We start from the raw sequence: 18819 nt of genomic DNA on the forward strand, positions 1-18819 counted from the left end.
ACTCCTCGAATCGGTTAATCGATATACTAATCCTGATCCAAGGGGGTTCTCCGCACCGTGCTCGTCTGCCTGACCGCGCATCAGCGCTCCACGCCGTTCGATTCCCTCGAGCGGCTCTCGACGGTCGGAGACGACCTCGCCGAGCGCCTGTCCGCGGTCCACGAGTCGGTCCGCGGGGCGGTCGTGCTCGCGACCTGCAACCGGTTCGAGGCGTACTTCGACCTCGCCGAGGAACCCGACCTCGCCTCCCCCGTCCCCGCGATGGATGCCGCGATGGAGGCGATCGCCGGCGCCGCCGACATGGACTACCGGTCCCTCCGCGAGAACGTCGACTTCGCCCACGGCAACCAGGTCGCCCACCACCTCTTCACGGTCGCGTCGGGACTCGACTCCGTCGCCGTCGGCGAGGACGAGATCGCCGGGCAGGTGCGACGCGCCCTCGAGGCCGCGCGCGGCCGCGGCCTGACGACCGCGCCGCTCGAGCACCTCTTCCAGCGCGCCACCGAGACCTCCCGCGCCGTCAAGAACACGACGCGGCTCGGTGAGTCCGGGCGTTCGCTCGTCCGTCTCGCTGTCGACCTCGTGAGCCCCCGCGTCGACTGGGCGACCGCCCGCGTCCTCCTCGTGGGCACGGGACGCTACGCCGCGGCGGCCCTCGCCGCCCTGCGAGCGGTCGGGGCCACCGACATCCGCGTGCACTCGCGGTCGGGGCGCCAGAAGTTCGCCAATCGCGAGCACCTCGTCCACGTCGGCGTCGACGATTACGCCGCCGAGGCCGCAGCCGCCGACATCGTCGTCACCTGCACGGCGACGACCGACACCTTCGCCCTCGACGCCTTCTCTCACGCGACCGCCCGCGCCGGGAGCACCCGCGCGCAGGTGATCATCGACCTGGGCCTGCCCCGCAACGTCGACCCCGAGGTGGCGCTGCTGCCCAGCGTCGAACTCCTCGACCTCGAGACCATCCGACTGCACGCCCCCGTCGACGAGGCCGAGACCGTCGGCCAGGCGCGCGAGATCGTCCAGGCCGCCGCCAAGCGGCACGCCGCCGCCCGGCGCGTGCACGAGGTGTCCCCCTCGGTCGTCGACCTCCGCCGGTTCGTGCACGGCGTGCTGGACGAGGAACTCACCCGCGCACGACGGCGCGGCGACTCGGCCGAGGTCGAGACGGCGCTCCGCCACTTCTCGGGCGTGCTGCTGCACCAGCTCATCGCACGCGGCCACACGCTCGCCTCCTCGGGCGCCGGTCCCGAGTGGGCCGAGGCGGTCCGCACCGTGCTGCCCGGGTCGCGCGAGGGCGCCTCACCGGACGAGGGCGAGCAGCCGTGAGCGCGAGCGTCACGCTGAAGGACATCGCGCGCGCCGCAGGCGTGTCGACGGCGGCCATCAGCCAGGCGCTCAACGATCGCGGCAGCATGCGACCCGAGACGCGGGAACGCATCAAGGCCATCGCCGCCGAACTCGGTTACGTCCCCAACCGCCACGCCGCGGCGCTGCGCAGCGGCCGGACGATGACGGTCGGGTTCGTCATGGGCGACGACCCCGACGACGACCGGCGCGGCGAGCTCCAGCGCGCGCGCAAGCTGACCTCGCTCGTCCGGGCCTCCGCGGCCCACGGTTTCACCGTGACCGTCCTCCCCGACTCGACCCCCGACCTCATCGCCGGCACGACGCTCGACGCGCTCTATGTGCCCGATGCGCGCGGCAACCGGGAACTCCTGCTCGCGGCCATCGCACGCGGCATCCCGATCGTCGCGGACGACCAGTTCGTCGACGGATCGCGCGGACTCAGCATCCGCACGGGGTACGACGTTGCCGTCCGGGCGGGACTCGACGAACTCGAACGCGCCGGCGCCCGCCGCATCGCCTTCCTCACCGAGGACGGCGGCGCCCCCCGCGACGAGATCGGACGCGCTGCGTACGAGATCTGGTGTTCGGTCCGCGGCCGCGAGCCGCTGGTGCGCGCCGTCGACGCCTCGCGGCGCACGCTGCCGCGCCTCATCACCGACGTCCTCGCCGACGGTGCGGACGCGATCTTCGCCGGAGCCGAGGACGGGCCCGACGTCTACCTGCAGCTCGAGGAGATGCGCCTCGTCATCCCCCGCGACGTCCAGCTCGTCGCGCTCTGCTCCACCGACTGCGCCGTCAACCGCCGCCTCGGCGTGACGCACGTCTGCATCCGTCCCGACCTCGCGGCCCAGGCGATGTTCGACACGCTCCCCGGCGCTCTGCTCGATGACGGCCCGCGGGTGGTCGACCTGCCGTGGGAACTCGTGCCGGGGTCGACGACGCGCCCGCCGATGGCCGTCGCGCTGCCTCAGTCCGTGAAGGCGCCGTAGACCTCGAGCGTGTTCTGCGCGAGCTGTGCGCACAGTTCCTCGAGGGGCATACCGAGGCCGGCGGCCAGGAACCGCACCGTCACCGGCACGAGGTACGGGGCGTTGGGGCGGCCGCGGTGCGGTGTCGGGGTGAGGAAGGGCGCATCCGTCTCGACGAGGATCCGCTCGCGCGGGGTCACGGCGAGAGCGTCCCGCAGGTTCTGCGCGTTCTTGAACGTGACGTTCCCGGCGAAGCTCAGCCAGTAGCCGCGGTCGGCGCAGTACCGGGCCATGTCGGCATCGCCCGAGAAGCAGTGGAAGACGGTGCGCTCCGGCGCGCCGACCCGCTCGAGGGTCTCGAGGACGGCCTCGTGCGCGTCGCGATCGTGGATCTGCATCGCGATCCCGTGCCGCTTCGCGATGTCGATGTGCGCCTCGAAGCTCGCGACCTGGGCGGGGATCCCGTCCTCGTCGGTCCGGAAGAAGTCGAGACCCGTCTCGCCGACCGCCCGCACGCGCGGCTGCGCGGCGAGCTCGTCGATGACGGCGATCGCCTCGTCCAGCCGCCCGGCGGCCGCGTACGCCGGCGCCTCGTTCGGGTGGATCGCGACGGCGGCCAGCACCGCGGGGTGGGATGCCGCGGCCCACGCCGACCAGCGCGAGGACTCGATGTCGCCCCCCGCCTGCACGACGCCCACGACGCCGACCTCCGCGGCGCGGGCGAGCTGCTCGTCCAGGCCGCGCGGCTCGTCGCCGTCCTCGATCTCGAGGTGCGCGTGGTTGTCGTAGACGGCGACCGGGAGGGGCTCCGGCGCATCCGGCCATCGAACGTCGCGCGCGGACTGCTCGCGCTGGCGGACGTAGGTGCTCGGGTCGTCCGTCATGCGCTCTGTTCGACGCGCGGGAACAGCGGCGCGAGCGTGCCGACGCGGGTACCCGCCGGCAGCTGCCCCCACGTGCCCGCCTCGCGCAGCGGCTGCGCCGTCAGCTCGCCCGGAGCGCCGAGCGCGCCCCAGAGGGTCGCCGTCGACTGCGGCATGACCGGCGAGAGCAGCACGGCGAGCGCGCGCAGTCCCTCGGCGGCCGTGTAGAGCACCGTCGAGAGCCGCTCCCGGTTCGCGTCGTCCTTCGCGAGCGCCCAGGGCTCGTTCTCGGTGATGTAGCCGTTGAGCTCGTCGACGATCGTCCAGATGGCCGAGATCGCCTCGTCGGGGCGGAAGGCGGTCATCGCGGCATCGGCGGCGGTCGCGGCATCCGCCACCGTCCGCTGCACCCGGAGGTCCAGCTCGGTCGGCTCACCCGGAGTGGGCACGACGCCGTCGAAATAGCGCCCGATCATCGCGATCGTGCGCGAGGCGAGGTTGCCGAAACCGTTGGCGAGCTCGGCCTGGTAGCGCGCCGACAGGTCCTCCCACGAGAACGAGCCGTCCTGTCCGAACGCGATCGCGGAGAGGAAGTAGAACCGGTATGCGTCGGAACCGAAGACGTCGGTGATCTCGGTCGGCGCGATGCCGGTGAGCTTCGACTTCGACATCTTCTCGCCGCCGACGAGCAGCCAGCCATGGGCGAAGATGCCCTTCGGCACCTCGAGACCGGCGGCCATCAGCATGGCGGGCCAGATGACGGCGTGGAAGCGGAGGATGTCCTTGCCGACCACGTGGTAAGCCGGCCACCGCCGCTCGAACTCCGCCGGGTCGTCGCCGTAGCCGACGGCCGTCGCGTAGTTCAGGAGCGCGTCGACCCACACGTAGATGACGTGCGACTCGTCCCACGGCACCCGGATGCCCCAGTCGAACGCGGACCGCGAGATGGAGAGGTCCTTCAGCCCCGACCGCACGAACGAGACGACCTCGTTGCGGGCGGAATCGGGACGCACGAAGTCGGGCCGGCTCCGGTACAGCTCGAGCAGCCGGTCCTGGAACTCGCTGAGCTTGAAGAAGTAGTTCTTCTCCTGCAGCAGCTCCAACGGCTTCGAGTGGATGGCGCACACCTTGAGGCCCTCGAAGGGACCCGTGCCGTCGACGATCTCGGCCTCGGGCTTGAACTCCTCGCAGCCGACGCAGTACAGCGCCTCGTACTCGCCCGCGTAGATGTAGCCGCTGTCGTAGAGGGCCTGCACGAATTTCTTGACGCGCTCCTCGTGGCGCGGCTGCGTCGTGCGGATGAAGTCGTCGTTGGCGACGTCGAGGGTCTTCAGCAGCGGGAACCACGACTCCTCGACGAGCTTGTCGACCCACTCCTGGGGGGTCACCCCGTTGGCCGTCGCGGCGCGGAGCATCTTCTGCCCGTGCTCGTCGGTGCCCGTCAGCATCCAGGTGTCATCGCCTGCCTGCCGGTGCCAGCGCGCGAGGGTGTCCACCGCCACCGACGTGTACCCGTGCCCGATGTGGGGCAGATCGCTCGGGTAGTAGATGGGGGTGGTGATGTAGAAGGAGCCGCCGGAAGTCACCTGGAGATTCTACGGGCGACACGGCGGGCCTCCGCCGATCATGACGGGCGCTCAGGCGCTGGCGCGGGGCACGAGGGTCGTCGGGAGGACGATCGACTCCCCCGCGCCGCCGTCGATGACCTCGAGCAGCACCTCGACCATCCGGCGCGAGATCTCCGTCCACGGCTGGCGCATCGTCGTGAGGGGCGGATCGGTGGTCGCCGCGAGCCCCGAGTCGTCGAAGCCCGCGACCGCGACGTCGTCGGGGACACGCCGGCCCGCCTTGCGCAGGGCGGCGATCGCGCCGACGGCCATGACGTCGGATGCCGCGAAGACCGCGTCGATGTCGGGGGCGCGCTGGAGCAGACGCGTCATGGCGGCCTCCCCGGCGTCGCTGGAGTACGCGTCCTGCTCGACGAGCGCGGAGTCGAACCGCTCCCCCATCTCGTCGCGGAACCCGACGAGGCGATAGCGTCCGCCGGGGGTGTCGTCGGGGCCGGTGATGATCGCGATCCGCTCGTACCCGCGGTCGAGCAGGTGCCGGGTCATCGCCCGCGCGGAGGCCTCCTCGTCGACCGAGACGGTCGGGACGTGCGCACGGTCGCCGAGGGGCACGCCGGAGCAGACGGTGGGCACGCCCGCGCTCGTGAGGGCGGCCAGCAGCGGGTTGGACTCGTGCGAGGAGATGAGCAGGACGCCGTCGACGTGACCGGCGCGGACGTAGCGCTCGATGTTCGCGTACTGCGAGGGGTGCTCGGCGATGAGGAGCACGAGCGTCATGTCGCGGGCGGCGAGCGCCTCGGTCGCTCCGCGCAGCAGCAGGGCGAAGGTGGGGTCGGCGAACAGGAGGTGCTGAGGCTCGGTCAGGAGGAACGCGACGGAGTTCGCCCGGCCCGTCGCGAGCGCGCGGGCGGCGTGACTGACGGTGTAGCCCGTCGCCTGGATCGCCGCCTCGACCGCGATGCGCGAGGCCTCCGAGACCCATCGGCCGCCGTTGATGACCCGGGAGACGGTGCCGTGCGAGACACCGGCGACCTCGGCGACGTCGCGGATGGTGGGACGTCTGCGCTCGGAGGGGAGGACCACGCGCCGACTCTATACCTGGAGGGGCGCCCGCTCCGTCGCGACCTGGGACCAGTCACAGTTCGGTAACGGGGCCGGGGTCGCCCGCGACGGCCGCATAGACTCCAAACGAACCTGTTACCGGTCCCAGCCCCAACCCCTGGAGGCCGTGCCGTGACACGCCCGATCGATGAGGATGGCACCCGAGCATGACGAGCCCCGCCTGGCCGCGACTGGAGGGCATCGCCTACGGCGGTGACTACAACCCAGAGCAGTGGCCGCGCGAGGTCTGGGACGAGGACGTGCGCCTCATGCGCGAGGCGGGCGTGAACCTCGTCAGCATCGGGATCTTCTCGTGGGGGCTTCTCGAGATCCGCGAGGGCGAGTTCGACCTCGGGTGGCTCGACGACGTCATCGCCCTGCTCCACGCGAACGGCATCGCCGTCGACCTCGGCACCCCCACCGCCTCTCCACCGGCCTGGTTCTTCGCGCAGTACCCGGACGCCCGCGCCGTTACGAAGGACGGCGTCCCGCTCGGCTTCGGGGCCCGCGGCATGGTCTCGCACTCCGCTCCCGAGTACCGCGCCGCGATCGCCCGCATCGCCGGCACCCTCGCCGAGCGGTACGGCGACCACCCGGCCGTCGTCCTGTGGCACATCCACAACGAGTACGGCGTCCCCGTGGGCGAGGACTTCTCCCCGCACGCCGTCCGCACCTGGCGGCGGTGGCTGCAGGAGAAGTACGGCACGATCGCCGGGCTCAACGCCGCCTGGGGCACCGCCTTCTGGGGTCAGCACTACGAGGAGTGGGACCACGTCGGCGCCCCCGCCACCGCACCCTCGACGATCAACCCGGCGCAGAAGCTCGACTGGGCCCGCTACACCGACGCGATGCTGCGCGAGTGCTTCCGCATCGAGAGGGACGCGATCCGCCGGCACGCGGCGCAGCCCATCACGACGAACTTCATGGCCAACCAGCACCACGGCGTCGACCTCTGGGCCTGGGCCGACGAGGTCGACATCGTCTCGGACGACCACTACCTGTGGGCCGCCGATGAGGAGGGCGAGATCGGACTCGCGATCGCCGCGGACCTGTCCCGCTCGGTCGGGGGCGGGAAGCCCTGGATCCTCATGGAGCACTCGACGTCGGCCGTCAACTGGCAGCCGCGGAACGTCGCGAAGCGTCCCGGCGAGATGGCCCGCAACTCGCTGAGCCATTTCGGCCGGGGGGCCGACGGCATCCTCTTCTTCCAATGGCGCGCCGGACGTTCGGGCGCCGAGAAGTTCCACTCCGCGATGCTCCCCCACGCCGGCGTCGAGTCCCGCGTCTTCCGCGAGGTCGTCGACCTCGGCGCGAAGCTGGGGCGTCTCGCCGAGGTGCAGGGGGCGCGGGTCGAGGCCGACGTCGCGGTCCTCTGGGACTTCGAGTCGTTCTGGGCGCAGGACCTCGAGTGGCGACCGTCCGAGGACGTCAGCCACGACGAACGCATCCGGGCCTTCTACGAGCGGCTGTGGCGCGACGACCTCACGGTCGATTTCGCCCTCCCCGGTCACGACCTCTCGCGCTACCGCCTGGTCGTCGTGCCCTCGCAGTACCTGTTGACCGCCGCGGATGCCGCGAACCTCACCGCCTAGTGGGCGGCGCGTCCGCGGCGGGAGCCGTCCTCATGGGCGCGGCGGCGGCGTACGCGTTCTCGCGGTTCCGCTTCGCGGGGCGGCGGGTGAGCCTGACGGCGCTGCTCATCGTGCAGATGTTCCCGCAGGCGCTCGCGTTCGTCGCGATCTTCCTCATGCTGCTGACCCTCGGCGAGGTGTTCCCGGTGCTCGGGCTCAACTCCAAGCTCTCCCTCATCTGCGTCTACCTCGGCGGCGCGCTGGGCGTGAACACGTTCCTCATGTACGGGTTCTTCAACACGATCCCGATGGAGATCGACGAGTCGGCGAAGATCGACGGCGCGACGCACGCGCAGATCTTCTGGCGCCTCATCATGCCGCTGGTGACTCCGATCCTCGCGGTCGTGGGGCTCCTCGCCTTCATCGCGGCGTTCGGCGACTACATCATCGCGAAGATCGTGCTCGTCTCGGAGGACAACTGGACACTCGCCGTCGGCATGTTCCAGTGGGTGTCGAACCAGCTCGCCAGCAACTGGGGACTGTTCGCCGCGGGGGCGATCCTCGCCTCGGTGCCGGTGCTCGCCCTGTTCCTGTCGCTGCAGCGCTACATCGTCGGCGGGCTGACCGCCGGGTCCGTCAAGGGCTGAGCGGCTTCTTCGCCGCGACCGCGGCCCGGTAGAGGTCTCGCGAGGGAAGTCCCGTCTCGCGCGAGACCTCGCCGGCGGCATCCTTCAACCGGATGCCGGAGGCCACGAGCGCCTGCACCTGGGCGAGTGCGTCGTCCTCGCTGACCGCGCGGACGCTCGCCCCCTCGACGACGACGACGATCTCGCCGCGGACGCCGGCGGCGGCCCACTCCGCCAGCTCGCCGAGCGGGCCTCGCACGACCTCCTCGTGCAGCTTCGTCAGCTCGCGGCAGACGGCGGCGCGACGGTCCGCGCCGAACGCCTCCGCCATCGCGGCGAGCGTGTCGGCCAGGCGGGACGGCGCCTCGAAGAAGACCATCGTGCGGGCCTCGGAGGCGAGCGCGCCGAAGACCGTGCGCCGCTCCCCCGTCTTGCGCGGAGCGAACCCCTCGAACGTGAACCGGTCGGTCGGCAGCCCTGCGAGGGCGAGCGCCGTGATGACCGCGCTGGGACCGGGGAGGGCCGTCACATCGACGCCCTGCTCGACCGCCGCGGCCACGACCGCGTACCCGGGGTCGCTGACCGTCGGCATGCCGGCGTCGCTGAGCAGCAGGACGTCCTCGTCGGCGGCGAGCGCGACGAGTTCCGCGGCGCGCTGCTTCTCGTTGTGGTCGTGCAGGGCCACCAGGCGGGGGCGGTTGGCGATCCCGAGCGCCTGCAGCAGGCGCTGCGTCGTCCGGGTGTCCTCGGCGGCGACGATGGTCGCCTCCTCGAGGGCGGTGCGCAGCCGCCCCGTCGCGTCGCCCAGGTTGCCGATGGGGGTCGCGGCGAGGATCAGCACCGCCCCAGCATAGGCTGGTCGCCGTGAGCTCGACCGCGGAACCGCTCCTGCCCGCGATCCCCGCGCGGCAAAGGTTCGGCGTCCGTCTCGACGATGCCCGGCGGCGACTCGCGGCCGACGTGATGCTCGGCCGCCGACTCGCGTGGCTCGCCCCGCTGGCGGTCACCCTGCTCGCCGGCATCCTGCGCTTCTGGAACCTCGCCCACCCGCACGCGATCGTCTTCGACGAGACGTATTACGTGAAGGATGCCTGGAGTCAGTGGAACCTCGGGTACGCGGCCACCTGGCCTGACGGCGCCGACGCCCGGTTCACGGACGGCGAGACGGACATCTTCCTCGACGCGCCGAGCTTCGTCGTCCATCCCCCCCTCGGCAAATTCCTCATCGGGGCGGGGATGGCCCTGTTCGGCCCGACCTCGTCGTTCGGGTGGCGGTTCGCCGTCGCCGTGGCCGGCACCCTCGCCGTCCTCGTCCTCTACCTCATCGCCTGGCAGCTGACCCGCTCGGTGCTCTTCAGCTCGGTCGCCGGCGGCCTGATGGCGATCGATGGACTCGCGATCGTGATGAGCCGGGTGGCGATCCTCGACATCCTCCTCACCTTCTTCGTGCTGCTCTCGGTCTGGTTCGTGCTGATCGACCGCCGGCGTCACCTCGACCGGCTCGCCGAGGCGATGCGACGACGGGATGCCGCGGGCCGGGCCGCGTGGTGGGGCGCCGTGCGGTGGGGGCGGCCGTGGCTGTTCGCCGCGGGGATCGCCGGCGGCGCGGCGTGCGGCGTCAAGTGGTCGGGCGCGTGGGTGCTGGCGGCGCTCGGACTCTACGTCGTCGTGAGCGACGCGCTCGCGCGGCGACGGCTCGGCATCCACTTCTGGCCGGCGGATGCCGTGCGGCAGGGAGCCGCGGCCTTCGTGATCCTCGTGCCGGTGGCGGTCCTCGTCTACCTCGCCTCGTGGACCACGTGGCTCACGACCGACGGCGGCTACGAGCGGCACGCCGTCGACGCGAACCCGGCCCGTGGGTTCTGGTCGTGGGTGCCGCTGCCGCTGCAGAACCTCTGGCACTACCACCAGACGATCTACACGGCGACGGCGGAGATCACCTCGTCGCACCCCTACGCGAGTCCGGCGTGGCAGTGGCCCCTGCTGCTGCGGCCGACGTCGATGTACGCGAACAGCACGGCCGACGGCGTCGCCGGGTGCGCGAGTGCACGCGGCTGCATCGAGATCCTCTACTCGATGCCGAACCCGCTGCTGTGGTGGCTCGGGGTGCTCGCCGTGCTGTGGCTCGCCGTGCACGGCGTCCGCACGCGCGACTGGCGCGCGGGGATCGTCCTCGTCGCCGTCGCCGCGACGTACGTGCCGTGGCTGTTCTACCCGAGCCGGACGATCTTCCAGTTCTACACGGTGCTGATCCTCCCCTTCCTGATCCTCGCGCTCGCCTTCGCGCTGCGGGAGATCGCCGGATCGCCGCAGGCCGACCCCGACCGGCGGGCGGTCGGGCGCCGCACGGTGCTCGTCATTCTCGGCGTCATCGTCGCGGTCTCGGCGTTCTGGTACCCGCTGTGGTCGGCGATGCGCATCCCGTACGAGTTCTACTGGGTGCACAACTGGTTGCCGGGATGGGTCTGAGCACCACCCGTCAGTAGGCTGGGTGCGTGTTCCGCTACCCCACCCCGACGCTCGCCGCCGAGGCGGGGTACGCCATCGCGGGCGACCGCTTCGCGATCCTGCTCGGTTCCGGTGTCGCCGAGGGCGTCATCGCCCGGCTGTGGAACGCCGCCGCCGCCGACACCGCCGTCCTCGAGGACGTGCTGAGCGTGCTCGTCGCGGGCGGCATCCACGACCTGCCCGACTTCGCCGTCGCGGAGTTCCCCGACGACGGCGCGGATGCGGTGCGCGTCGCCGTGCGCGGTGCCGCGATCGTCGAGACCTCCGACCGCACGCGCGTCTCGGGCGCCGATGCGCGCACGTGGATCGAGACGGCGCTGGCGGGGGCCGTCGGCATCCGTCTGGCGCTCGGATCCGGACGCACCGGCGGCGACCTGCTGCCCCTGGGTCTCGGCGTCACGCGCGCCGACGAGCTGTCGTGGGGACGCCCCTTCCCCGCCGGGCGCGAGCCCGATGCCGACGTGACCCCGGCCGCCGCGGGCGAGGCGCCCCGTGGGACGGCGGCGCCCGTGACGGTCGCGATCCCGACCGTCGACCCCGCCGCGCCCGCCCCCCACGCCGCACCCGCGCGCGGCGAGGAGATCGACGTCCTGCAGACGATCTCGGTCGACCGCAGCCTGTTCGCGCGTCCGTTCGACGACGACGAGGAGTTGGAGCTCCCCGACTTCCTCCGCGAGGACGAGCGGCCGGCCGCCGTCGCCGACGCGCCCGACGACCGGACGCTGTTCGGGTCGCGACGCGGATCCGCTGCGACGGCGTACGCGCTGCGACTGCCGGGAGGGCGCAGCGTGCCGCTCGACCGTCCCGTCGTGCTCGGCCGCAGCCCGCGACCCGCACGCCACCCGGGTGCCCGGATCGAACCGGTACCCTCGCCGCGTAAGGAGATCTCGGGGACGCACCTCGAAGCGGTCCTGGACGGCGACACGCTCGTGGTGCGCGACCTGGACTCGACGAACGGCACGATCGTCCGGCCGCCGACGGGCGCTGCGGCGCTCCTGCGCGGCGGGGCGGCGTCGCGGGTGCCGCTCGGGACCGAACTCGACCTGGGTGACGGCGTGACGGCCGTGTTCGACACCGCCGGACCGCTGACGGCGGGATGACGCACGGCGTGTCCAGCAGGCTCCCCTCCACCCCGCCCGGACTGTCGGGATTCACCTACGTACGGCCGCTCGGCGCGGGCGGCTTCGCGGACGTGTTCCTGTTCGAGCAGAACCTGCCCCGCCGTCCCGTCGCCGTGAAGGTGCTGCTGGAGGACGTCGTCGACGAGAACGTGCTGCGCATGTTCAACGCCGAGGCCGACGTCATGGCCCGCCTGAGCGCGCACCCCTCGATCCTCACGATCCACGAGGCCTCCGTCTCGGCCGACGGCCGTCCCTACCTCGTCATGGAGTACTGCCCCACGTCGCTGACCCACCGGTACCGCCGCGAGGAGATCCCCGTCGCGGAGGTGCTGCAGCTCGGCGTGAAGATCGGGTCGGCCCTCGAGACCGCCCACCGGGCGGGCCTGCTGCACCGCGACATCAAGCCCTCCAACATCCTCGTGACGGCGTTCGGGTCCCCCGTGCTCTCCGACTTCGGCATCGCGGCCGCCGTCGAGGGCAGGCCCGACACCGAGGAGGTCTTCGCTATGTCCGTGCCGTGGTCGGCGCCCGAGGTCGTCGACGAGCGGGTCTCCGGCTCCATCGCCGCGGAGGTGTGGAGTCTCGGGGCGACGGTCTACTCGCTCCTGGCCGGCCGCAGCCCCTTCGAGCGTCCCGGCCGCGGGCAGAACACCCGGGAGCAGTTGAAGGCCCGCATCCGCAAGGCGGTCTACACGCCGGTGGGCCGCGCCGACATGCCGCCCGAGCTCGACGCCGTCCTCGCGCGCGCCCTCAGCCGCGACCCCGCCGCGCGCCACCCCTCGGCGGCGGCCTTCGCGCACGACCTGCAGATGATCCAGCACCGGATGGGGCTCCCGCACACCCCGCTCGAGGTCGCCGTCGACGAGTGGGCGTCCGCGGGCGCCCACGTGGATTTCGCCGACGACCGCCCCCGCGGTCCCGTGCGGCCGACCGTCGCCCACGCGTCCGCGCGTCCCGAGCGCCGACGCACCGCCTCGCCGCGACGCCCGGACGAGGGCACGGTGCTCGCGGGCGCCGAACCGGCCCCGCGGATGCGCCGCGGAACCGTCGTCGCCCTGGCGATCGGCGGGATCGTGCTGGCCGGCGCCGGCGCCGGCGCGACCTTCCTCCTGCTCGGCGGGGCCGGCTGAATGTCCTCACCCCAGCCCGACCGGCCTCGCGTGCGCCGATCGACGTGGATCGGCGCCGGTGCGGTCGCCGCGATCGTCGCGGTGGTCGGCACGCTCGCCGCCGTGTGGCCCGGCTACGACGCCCAGCAGACGCCGGTCGAGGACCCGACGGTCTGGGCTCTCCAGACCGGCGCCGGCAGCGGCTACGCACGGGTGAACCTCGACCTCGCCGAGGTCGACACCGTCAAACAGGTCGTCAACGGCACCCAGGTCGCGCAGACCGCCGACCGGTTGTTCGTCTTCAGCGAGGGCGGCTCAGCGTTCTCCGACGTCGATCTCGCCCAGCCCGCCGACCTGACCGGTGAGGACGAGGACGCCTCCTCGCCGACACCCGCCGGCACGGTCGAGATCGTCTCCGCGGGCGACGCCCTCGTCTACCGCACGGAGGGCGGCGGCGTGTTCGGGGCGACGCTGTCGGGGGGCGGCGCCGCCTCGCCGATCGACCCGTACGCCGAGGTGGAACGAGAGCCCGGCGAGCAGGCGCCGCGCTTCGCGGCATCCGCCGTCGCGGTCGACGCCGACGGTGTCGTCTACGCCTACTCGGCGGCCGAGAGCGTGGTCGTGCGCGCCGAAGCGGCGACCGGTCGCATCCTGGGGCAGGACCCGACCCCGATCTCGCCCGTCGACGCACAGGTGAGCGCCGTCGACGGCCGCTGGGTGCTGTACGACGTCGCGACCGGCGAGGTCGCCGTGCAGGACCGCGACGACATCGCCGACACGACGCCCGTGAGCGGCGCGGTGCTGCAGCGCGCCGCGACCTCGGGGGACGCCGTCGTCATCGCCGACCCCGGCGGCGTCACGCGGATCCCCCTCGGCGCGGGCGATCCCGAGCGCGTGCTGGACTCCCCCGGCCTCGGCACGCCGGCCGTCCCCGTGGCCTCGGACGGCGTCGTGCACGCCGCGTGGCTCGGCGACGGCGCCGTCGGCGGCACGCTGTGGTCGAGCAGCCGTCCGGCCGAGACGACGCCGCTCGACTACGCCGGCGCGGACATCGGCGACGGGGTCGACCCGGTCTTCATCGGCAACGGCTCGCGCCTGGCCCTGAACGATCGCGGCTCCGGCTGGGTGTGGCGCCTGCCCGACGGCGCGCTCATCCCGTCGTCTCAGCAGTGGCGGGTCGAGGACACCAGCGAGGCCGCGCCGCAGAACGACGATCCCGTCGAGCGGGTGCTCGACCCGAAACCCCCCGTCGCCGTCGACGACGCGTTCGGGGTGCGCGCCGGCTCGGTCGCCCTGCTCCCCGTCCTGCTGAACGATCACGACCCCAACGAGGACGTCCTCAGCATCGACGTCGGCGGCATCGAGGGGGTCGACGCGGCGTTCGGCTCCGTCGCCGTCACCGGCGCCGAGCAGCAGCTGGCGTTCCGCGTCGCGCCCGAGGCGACCGGGACCACGAGCTTCCGCTACCGCGTCACCGACGGCACGACCGCCGGCGGTCGGCTCTCCGAGTACGCGACCGTCACCCTGCGGGTCGTCGCGGAGGAGGACAACGCGGCGCCGGTCTGGTGCGGGGTGGAAGGATGCCTCGCCACCTGGCCCGCCCCGTCCGTGGCTCCCGGCGGCACGGTGTCGGCCGACCTGCTGCGCGGCTGGGTCGACCCCGACGGCGACCCCGTCTACCTCGCCGGGATCGAGGGCGCCCCCTCGGTCGGGACGGCCACGACCTCGCCCGAGGGCGAGTTCACCTACCAGCATCCCGATCCGAGTGCGACGGAGGCCGCCAGCATCCCCGTGTCGGTCGTCGTCTCGGACGCGCGCGGCGCGACGACGACGCAGGCCGTCACGATCCGCGTGACCCCGGCACCCGAGCTGCGCGCAGAGTCGTTCGCGGCGACGGGTGTCGTGGGCGAGCCGCTCGACATCGACCTCTCCCCCCACGTGAGCGGCGCCTCGGGCGCGCTGACGATCGGCTCGCTCGTCGCCCTCGACACCGCGCGCACGACCGTGACCCCGAACGCGTCGGCGTTGCGGATGACCTTCGACGCCCGCGAGGCGGGGTCCTACGTCGTCCAGTACTCCGTCCGCGACGGCGCGGGCGAAGCCTCCGCCCTGGCTCGCATCACGGTCCGCGACCCCGACGACACCGTCGTGACGACGCCCCCGTTGACGGCGTTCGTCCGCCCGGGCGAGGACACCACGATCGACGTCGCGTCGGCGGCATCCAATCCCGCCGGCGTCGTCCTGCTGCTCGAGGACATCCGCCCCGACAGCGACCCGACCGCCGCGCTCAGCGTCGACCTCGTCGGCCAGAGCCTGCTGCGGGTGAGCGGCACGACCGACGACGGCGGCCCGGGCCGCCTCGGCGTCGTGCGCTACGGGCTCACCGACGGCCGCGACGGCGGCGCTCCGCTGGCCGAGGGCGAGGTCACCGTCATCCTGCTGCCGGCGGGATCCGCCGAACCGCCCATCGCCGTCGACGACACGGTGACGGTGCGCGGCGGCACGCAGATCGACATCCCGGTGCTGGAGAACGACCACGCCCCCGCCGGCGCGCTCATCGCGATCGATCCGTCGTCGATCGTGAACGAGACCGGCGGCGGCCTCGCCTTCGCCTCGGGACGGATGCTGCGCTACCTGGCGCCCCGCGAGGCGGGCACCTACGCGCTGACGTACACGATCTACCGCCTCGGCTTCCCCGAGGTGGTCGACACCGCCCGGGTCACGGTGACGGTCACCGGCGGCGACGACAACCGCGACCCCGTCCCCCGCACCCTCGAGGGAAGGGTCGTCGCGGGCCAATCGGTCGCGATCGCGTTCGACCGGTACGCGGTCGACCCCGACGGCGACGACGTCTCGCTCGACGCCATCACGACCCAGCCCGCCGAAGGCTCGGCGACGATCTCGGCCGACGGCCGGTCCATCGTCTACACGAGCCGCGACGGCGCCGCGGGGCAGGTGCGGTTCCAGTACCGGGTGAAGGATGCCCGGGGTCGCACGGGTACCGGCGAGGTGCGCATCGGGGTCATCGCCCAGCAGAGCGACCCGAGCCCCGTCACGTTCAGCGACTACGTCCAGGTGCAGGCCGGAGCCGACAGCACCGTCGTCATCCGCCCGGCCGACAACGACGTGGACCCGTTCGGGAGCACGCTCGACCTGACCGGCGTCACGCCGAACGCGCCCGAGGACAGTCCCGAGTACGCCGCGCTTTCCGAGCGCATCGCGGTCGCCGACGACGGCGCCGTGACCGTCGTGGCCGGGACGGCCCTCGGAACCTTCTCGTACTCGTACGAGGTGTCCAACGCCGACGGCGACACCGCGATCGGGCTGCTCGTGGTGAAGGTCGTCCGCGACCCCGTCCCCGATCATCCCGTGATCTCCGACACCGTCCTCTCGATCGAGGACCGCGACGGTTTCACCCGTGGCGTCGACGTCCTGAGCGGCCGGGTCGCCTGGAATGCGGGAGACCCGTCGGGACTGTCGCTGCGGCTGTGGGGCGAGCAGCGGGACCTCCGCGTGTCGGGCTGGCGGATCTCGGGGCCGCTCCCCGAGCGCACCCGCCTGATCCCCTTCACCGTCGCAGGGGCCGCGTACGACGGCACCGAGGTCACGACGTACGGCTTCCTCCGCGTGCCCGGGACGGACGACATCCGGGTGGCCCTGCGCGCGGACGTCGACCCGCTGCGGGTGCGCGAGGGCGAGAGCGTCGATACGGACGTCGCCGACCTCGTGGCGCTGCCGGACGACGCCGTCCTCGTCGTGGACGCCGACGGCACGAAGGCCGGCGGGGCGCGCGCGGACGCCTCCTGCCGCGTCGTGTCGGGCACCGTCGTGCGGTACACGGCCGGGCGCGGCGCACCCTGGCGGGATTCCTGCATCGTCGCGGCCCGCGTGGCCGGTCAGGACCAGCCCACGTATCTCACGCTCCCCGTCGAGGTCGAGGCGGAGATCCCGCAGCCGTCGCTGCGCAGCGCCTCGCTCGCCGTCCGTCCCGGCCAGACCCAGACGTACGACCTCACCCGGATGGTGCGGTGGGCGGGAGTCGCCGACGAGGACGCCCTCGTCTTCGACGTCGCCTACGACGGGGACCAGTTCGAGGTGGCCGCCGACGGCGCCGTCGTCTCGGTGACGGCCCTCGACGAGGCGCGTCCCGGCCGCGAGGAGCAGGTGCGGGTCTCGCTCCCGAGCCACCCCGACGCGAGCCCCGCGAGCCTCGTGCTCACGGTCGGCCCGTCCCCCTCGGCGCTCCCGCGCGGCGGGTCGGCGGTGCAGACCTGCTCGCAGTCCGACGGGCGCTCCTCGTGCACGATCGAGGTGATCGGCGCCGACGGCGAGGTGAACCCGCTCCCGGGCACCCCGCTGCGCGTGGTCGCGGCGGCGAGCGCCGGCAACTGCGACGGGGTGAGCTTCGCTCCCGCGGGCGACCGCGCGGTGCGGGCGAGCTGGCGATCGGATGCCGAGGGGGCGGCGCGCTGCGCCGGGACCTTCGTCGTCGAGGACGCGCAGGGCCGCCAGTCCAGCGGCGATCGCAACGGGTCGGTCGTGCTCGACCTGCGGGGACTGCCCGCCGACCCCACCCGACTGGAATGGACCGCCTACACAGCGGATTCGGTGACCCTGCGGGTGACCTCGGATGCCGCCTCCTACCCGGCCGTCGAGGGGTATCGGATCACGACGGGCGGACGCGAGGTCGCCTCGTGCCCGGCCTCGGGCAGGTGCGAACCCATCGCCGCGCCCGTGGGCGAGCAGCGGGTCTACGAGGTCCGGGCGGTCAACGCCGTGGGCACCTCCCGCGGCACGGTCCGCACCGAAGCGTGGTCGTACCGCCCGCCGGCGCGGCCGACCGGAGCGAGCTTCGACCCCGTGCCGAACGGCCGCGACGGCGGACGTGCGACCGTCACGATCACGGGACTCGACGACACGACCGGGAGCGTCCGACTGCAGGGCGGCGTCGCCGGCAGCGCCACCCAGACGGTGCGGGACGGCACGGCGGTCTTCACGGGCTACCGCATCGGCTCGAACGAGGCGCAGACTCTGACGGCGACCCCGCTCACGGAGTTCGAACTGCCCCGCGTCGCCGGCGGGTCGAGCGAGGGGCGCTCCCTCGACCTGCGCGCACACGGCGTCGGAGCCCCGACCGTGACGCTCACCCAGACGACGACCTCCGACTCCATGACCGTCACGGCGCAGGTCACCGCCGAGAGCGACGGCACCGAGCCGCTGTTCGGGTTCAGCGACGAGTCGGCCGCGGCCTGCACCCCCGACAGCCGCGAGTCCCGCCGGACCTTCCCGGCGGAGCCCTTCCGCTCCAAGACGGTCTACGCCTGCGTCACGAGCACGTATCAGGGCCGCGACGGCTTCGGGGTGACCACGGGCGAGATCACCGCCCGCCCGACGGGAAACGTCAGCGCACCGGGTGAGCTCACCTACACCGTGTCGCCCACCCCGACCGGCGACCAGGGGTCGGGGTTCACCTACGCCGTGCAGACGTACGAGGACGGGAGCGCCCACAGCGATCCGGGCGCGCGGCCGTTCGAGGACGCGCGCCTGCGGTACCTCCGCAACGGGCAGGTGGTCGGCGCCTTCGCCCCGCGTCCGAACGAGCCCGGCGACCGGTGGGCCGCGCAGTGGTGCGACACGTTCGTCGGCATCGAGGTCGAATGCTCCGACCCGACCCCCATCGTGCCCGCCCGCGACAGCGCCGACTGGCCCGTGTTCGTCGCCACGAGCGACCTGCCGTCGTGCCGGTCCGACGAGGACACCCCGGACTGGTTCCCGAGCGGCATCGGCGGAGACGTGGCATCCGTCCGCAAGGATGTCACCGAGGGAGAACTCGGACCGCTGCGGGTCGAGTACACGATCCGGTGGACCGGCGCCCTGCGCGAACTCGACCAGCTGACGGTGGGCGTCGACTGCGAGCAGATCCCGCCGCCCGCCGAACCTCCCCCCACGGACCCGGATCCCACCGACCCCACCGAGACCACGCCGCCGGGCACGGAGGGACCATGACCTCCCCCGCCACGCGACCCGAGAGGAC

The 18819-nt window shown here is 72.9% G+C and carries 10 protein-coding genes and 2 pseudogenes; 8 read left to right on the plus strand and 4 right to left on the minus strand.

All coding sequences use genetic code 11. The features are described from left to right. Positions 1-57 precede the first annotated feature (57 nt). Together AB0P29_RS02505 and AB0P29_RS02510 are read left to right on the plus strand one after the other, a co-directional pair. Positions 58-1329 carry a glutamyl-tRNA reductase gene (locus AB0P29_RS02505; RefSeq protein WP_363378193.1) on the plus strand — a complete coding sequence of 424 codons (1272 nt, stop codon included), beginning with the start codon at positions 58-60 and terminating at the stop codon, positions 1327-1329. Continuing rightward, entirely contained in the window at positions 1326-2339 is a 1014-nt protein-coding gene (locus AB0P29_RS02510) for a LacI family DNA-binding transcriptional regulator (protein ID WP_359917214.1), read from the plus strand. Before AB0P29_RS02505 ends, AB0P29_RS02510 begins: the two co-directional genes overlap by 4 nt. Here AB0P29_RS02510 and AB0P29_RS02515 read toward each other — a convergent pair. The 3 genes from AB0P29_RS02515 to AB0P29_RS02525 are packed head-to-tail and all read right to left on the minus strand — an operon-like array spanning position 2318 to position 5832. Beyond that, entirely contained in the window at positions 2318-3202 is an 885-nt protein-coding gene (locus AB0P29_RS02515) for a TatD family hydrolase (RefSeq protein ID WP_359917211.1), read from the minus strand. The two genes, AB0P29_RS02510 and AB0P29_RS02515, sit on opposite strands and share 22 nt — an antisense overlap. Further along, positions 3199-4767 (minus strand): methionine--tRNA ligase, encoded by a 1569-nt coding sequence (gene metG, locus AB0P29_RS02520; RefSeq protein WP_363378196.1) that lies wholly within the window; start codon positions 4765-4767, stop codon positions 3199-3201. Before metG ends, AB0P29_RS02515 begins: the two co-directional genes overlap by 4 nt. Positions 4768-4818: 51 nt before the next feature. Then, positions 4819-5832: a LacI family DNA-binding transcriptional regulator gene (locus tag AB0P29_RS02525; protein ID WP_253035948.1), complete on the minus strand. Its 1014-nt coding sequence runs from the start codon at positions 5830-5832 to the stop codon at positions 4819-4821. 185 nt (positions 5833-6017) lie between these two features. Here AB0P29_RS02525 and AB0P29_RS02530 point away from each other — a divergent pair. Then, positions 6018-7439 (plus strand): annotated as a pseudogene (locus AB0P29_RS02530) (beta-galactosidase); the annotation flags it as partial. Further along, positions 7439-8068 (plus strand): annotated as a pseudogene (locus tag AB0P29_RS02535) (ABC transporter permease subunit); the annotation flags it as partial. The pseudogenes AB0P29_RS02530 and AB0P29_RS02535, both read left to right, overlap by 1 nt. Here the strand turns inward: AB0P29_RS02535 and rsmI are convergent. Further along, positions 8058-8888, minus strand: coding sequence for a 16S rRNA (cytidine(1402)-2'-O)-methyltransferase (gene rsmI, locus AB0P29_RS02540; RefSeq protein WP_253035953.1), 831 nt, complete (start codon positions 8886-8888; stop codon positions 8058-8060). The pseudogene AB0P29_RS02535 and the gene rsmI sit on opposite strands and share 11 nt — an antisense overlap. 23 nt (positions 8889-8911) lie before the next feature. On the opposite strand from rsmI, the gene AB0P29_RS02545 reads away from it, so the two are divergent. Genes AB0P29_RS02545 through AB0P29_RS02560 form a run of 4 tightly spaced genes read left to right on the plus strand, consistent with a single transcriptional unit; the run spans position 8912 to position 18791 of the window. Continuing rightward, complete coding sequence (locus AB0P29_RS02545; protein ID WP_363378198.1) at positions 8912-10516, plus strand: phospholipid carrier-dependent glycosyltransferase; 1605 nt, start codon at positions 8912-8914, stop codon at positions 10514-10516. Positions 10517-10542: 26 nt separating this feature from the next. Next, positions 10543-11655 (plus strand): FHA domain-containing protein, encoded by a 1113-nt coding sequence (locus tag AB0P29_RS02550; RefSeq protein ID WP_363378200.1) that lies wholly within the window; start codon positions 10543-10545, stop codon positions 11653-11655. Between the two features lie 8 nt (positions 11656-11663). Next, positions 11664-12806, plus strand: a complete 1143-nt coding sequence (locus tag AB0P29_RS02555) for a serine/threonine-protein kinase (protein ID WP_363378202.1) — start codon at positions 11664-11666, stop codon at positions 12804-12806. Continuing rightward, a complete protein-coding gene (locus AB0P29_RS02560) occupies positions 12807-18791 on the plus strand; it encodes an Ig-like domain-containing protein (protein ID WP_363378204.1) in 5985 nt (1994 codons plus the stop codon). Positions 18792-18819: the final 28 nt, after the last annotated feature.

It is taken from the genome of Microbacterium sp. NPDC080220 (genome assembly GCF_040686395.1).
Lineage (GTDB): Bacteria > Actinomycetota > Actinomycetes > Actinomycetales > Microbacteriaceae > Microbacterium > Microbacterium gawkjiense.

Excerpts from the sequence above, each read along its gene's own strand:
- AB0P29_RS02515 (WP_359917211.1), bottom strand. The coding sequence starts at position 3,202 with ATGACGGACGACCCGAGCACCTACGTCCGCCAGCGCGAGCAGTCCGCG.
- AB0P29_RS02560 (WP_363378204.1), top strand. The coding sequence starts at position 12,807 with ATGTCCTCACCCCAGCCCGACCGGCCTCGCGTGCGCCGATCGACGTGG.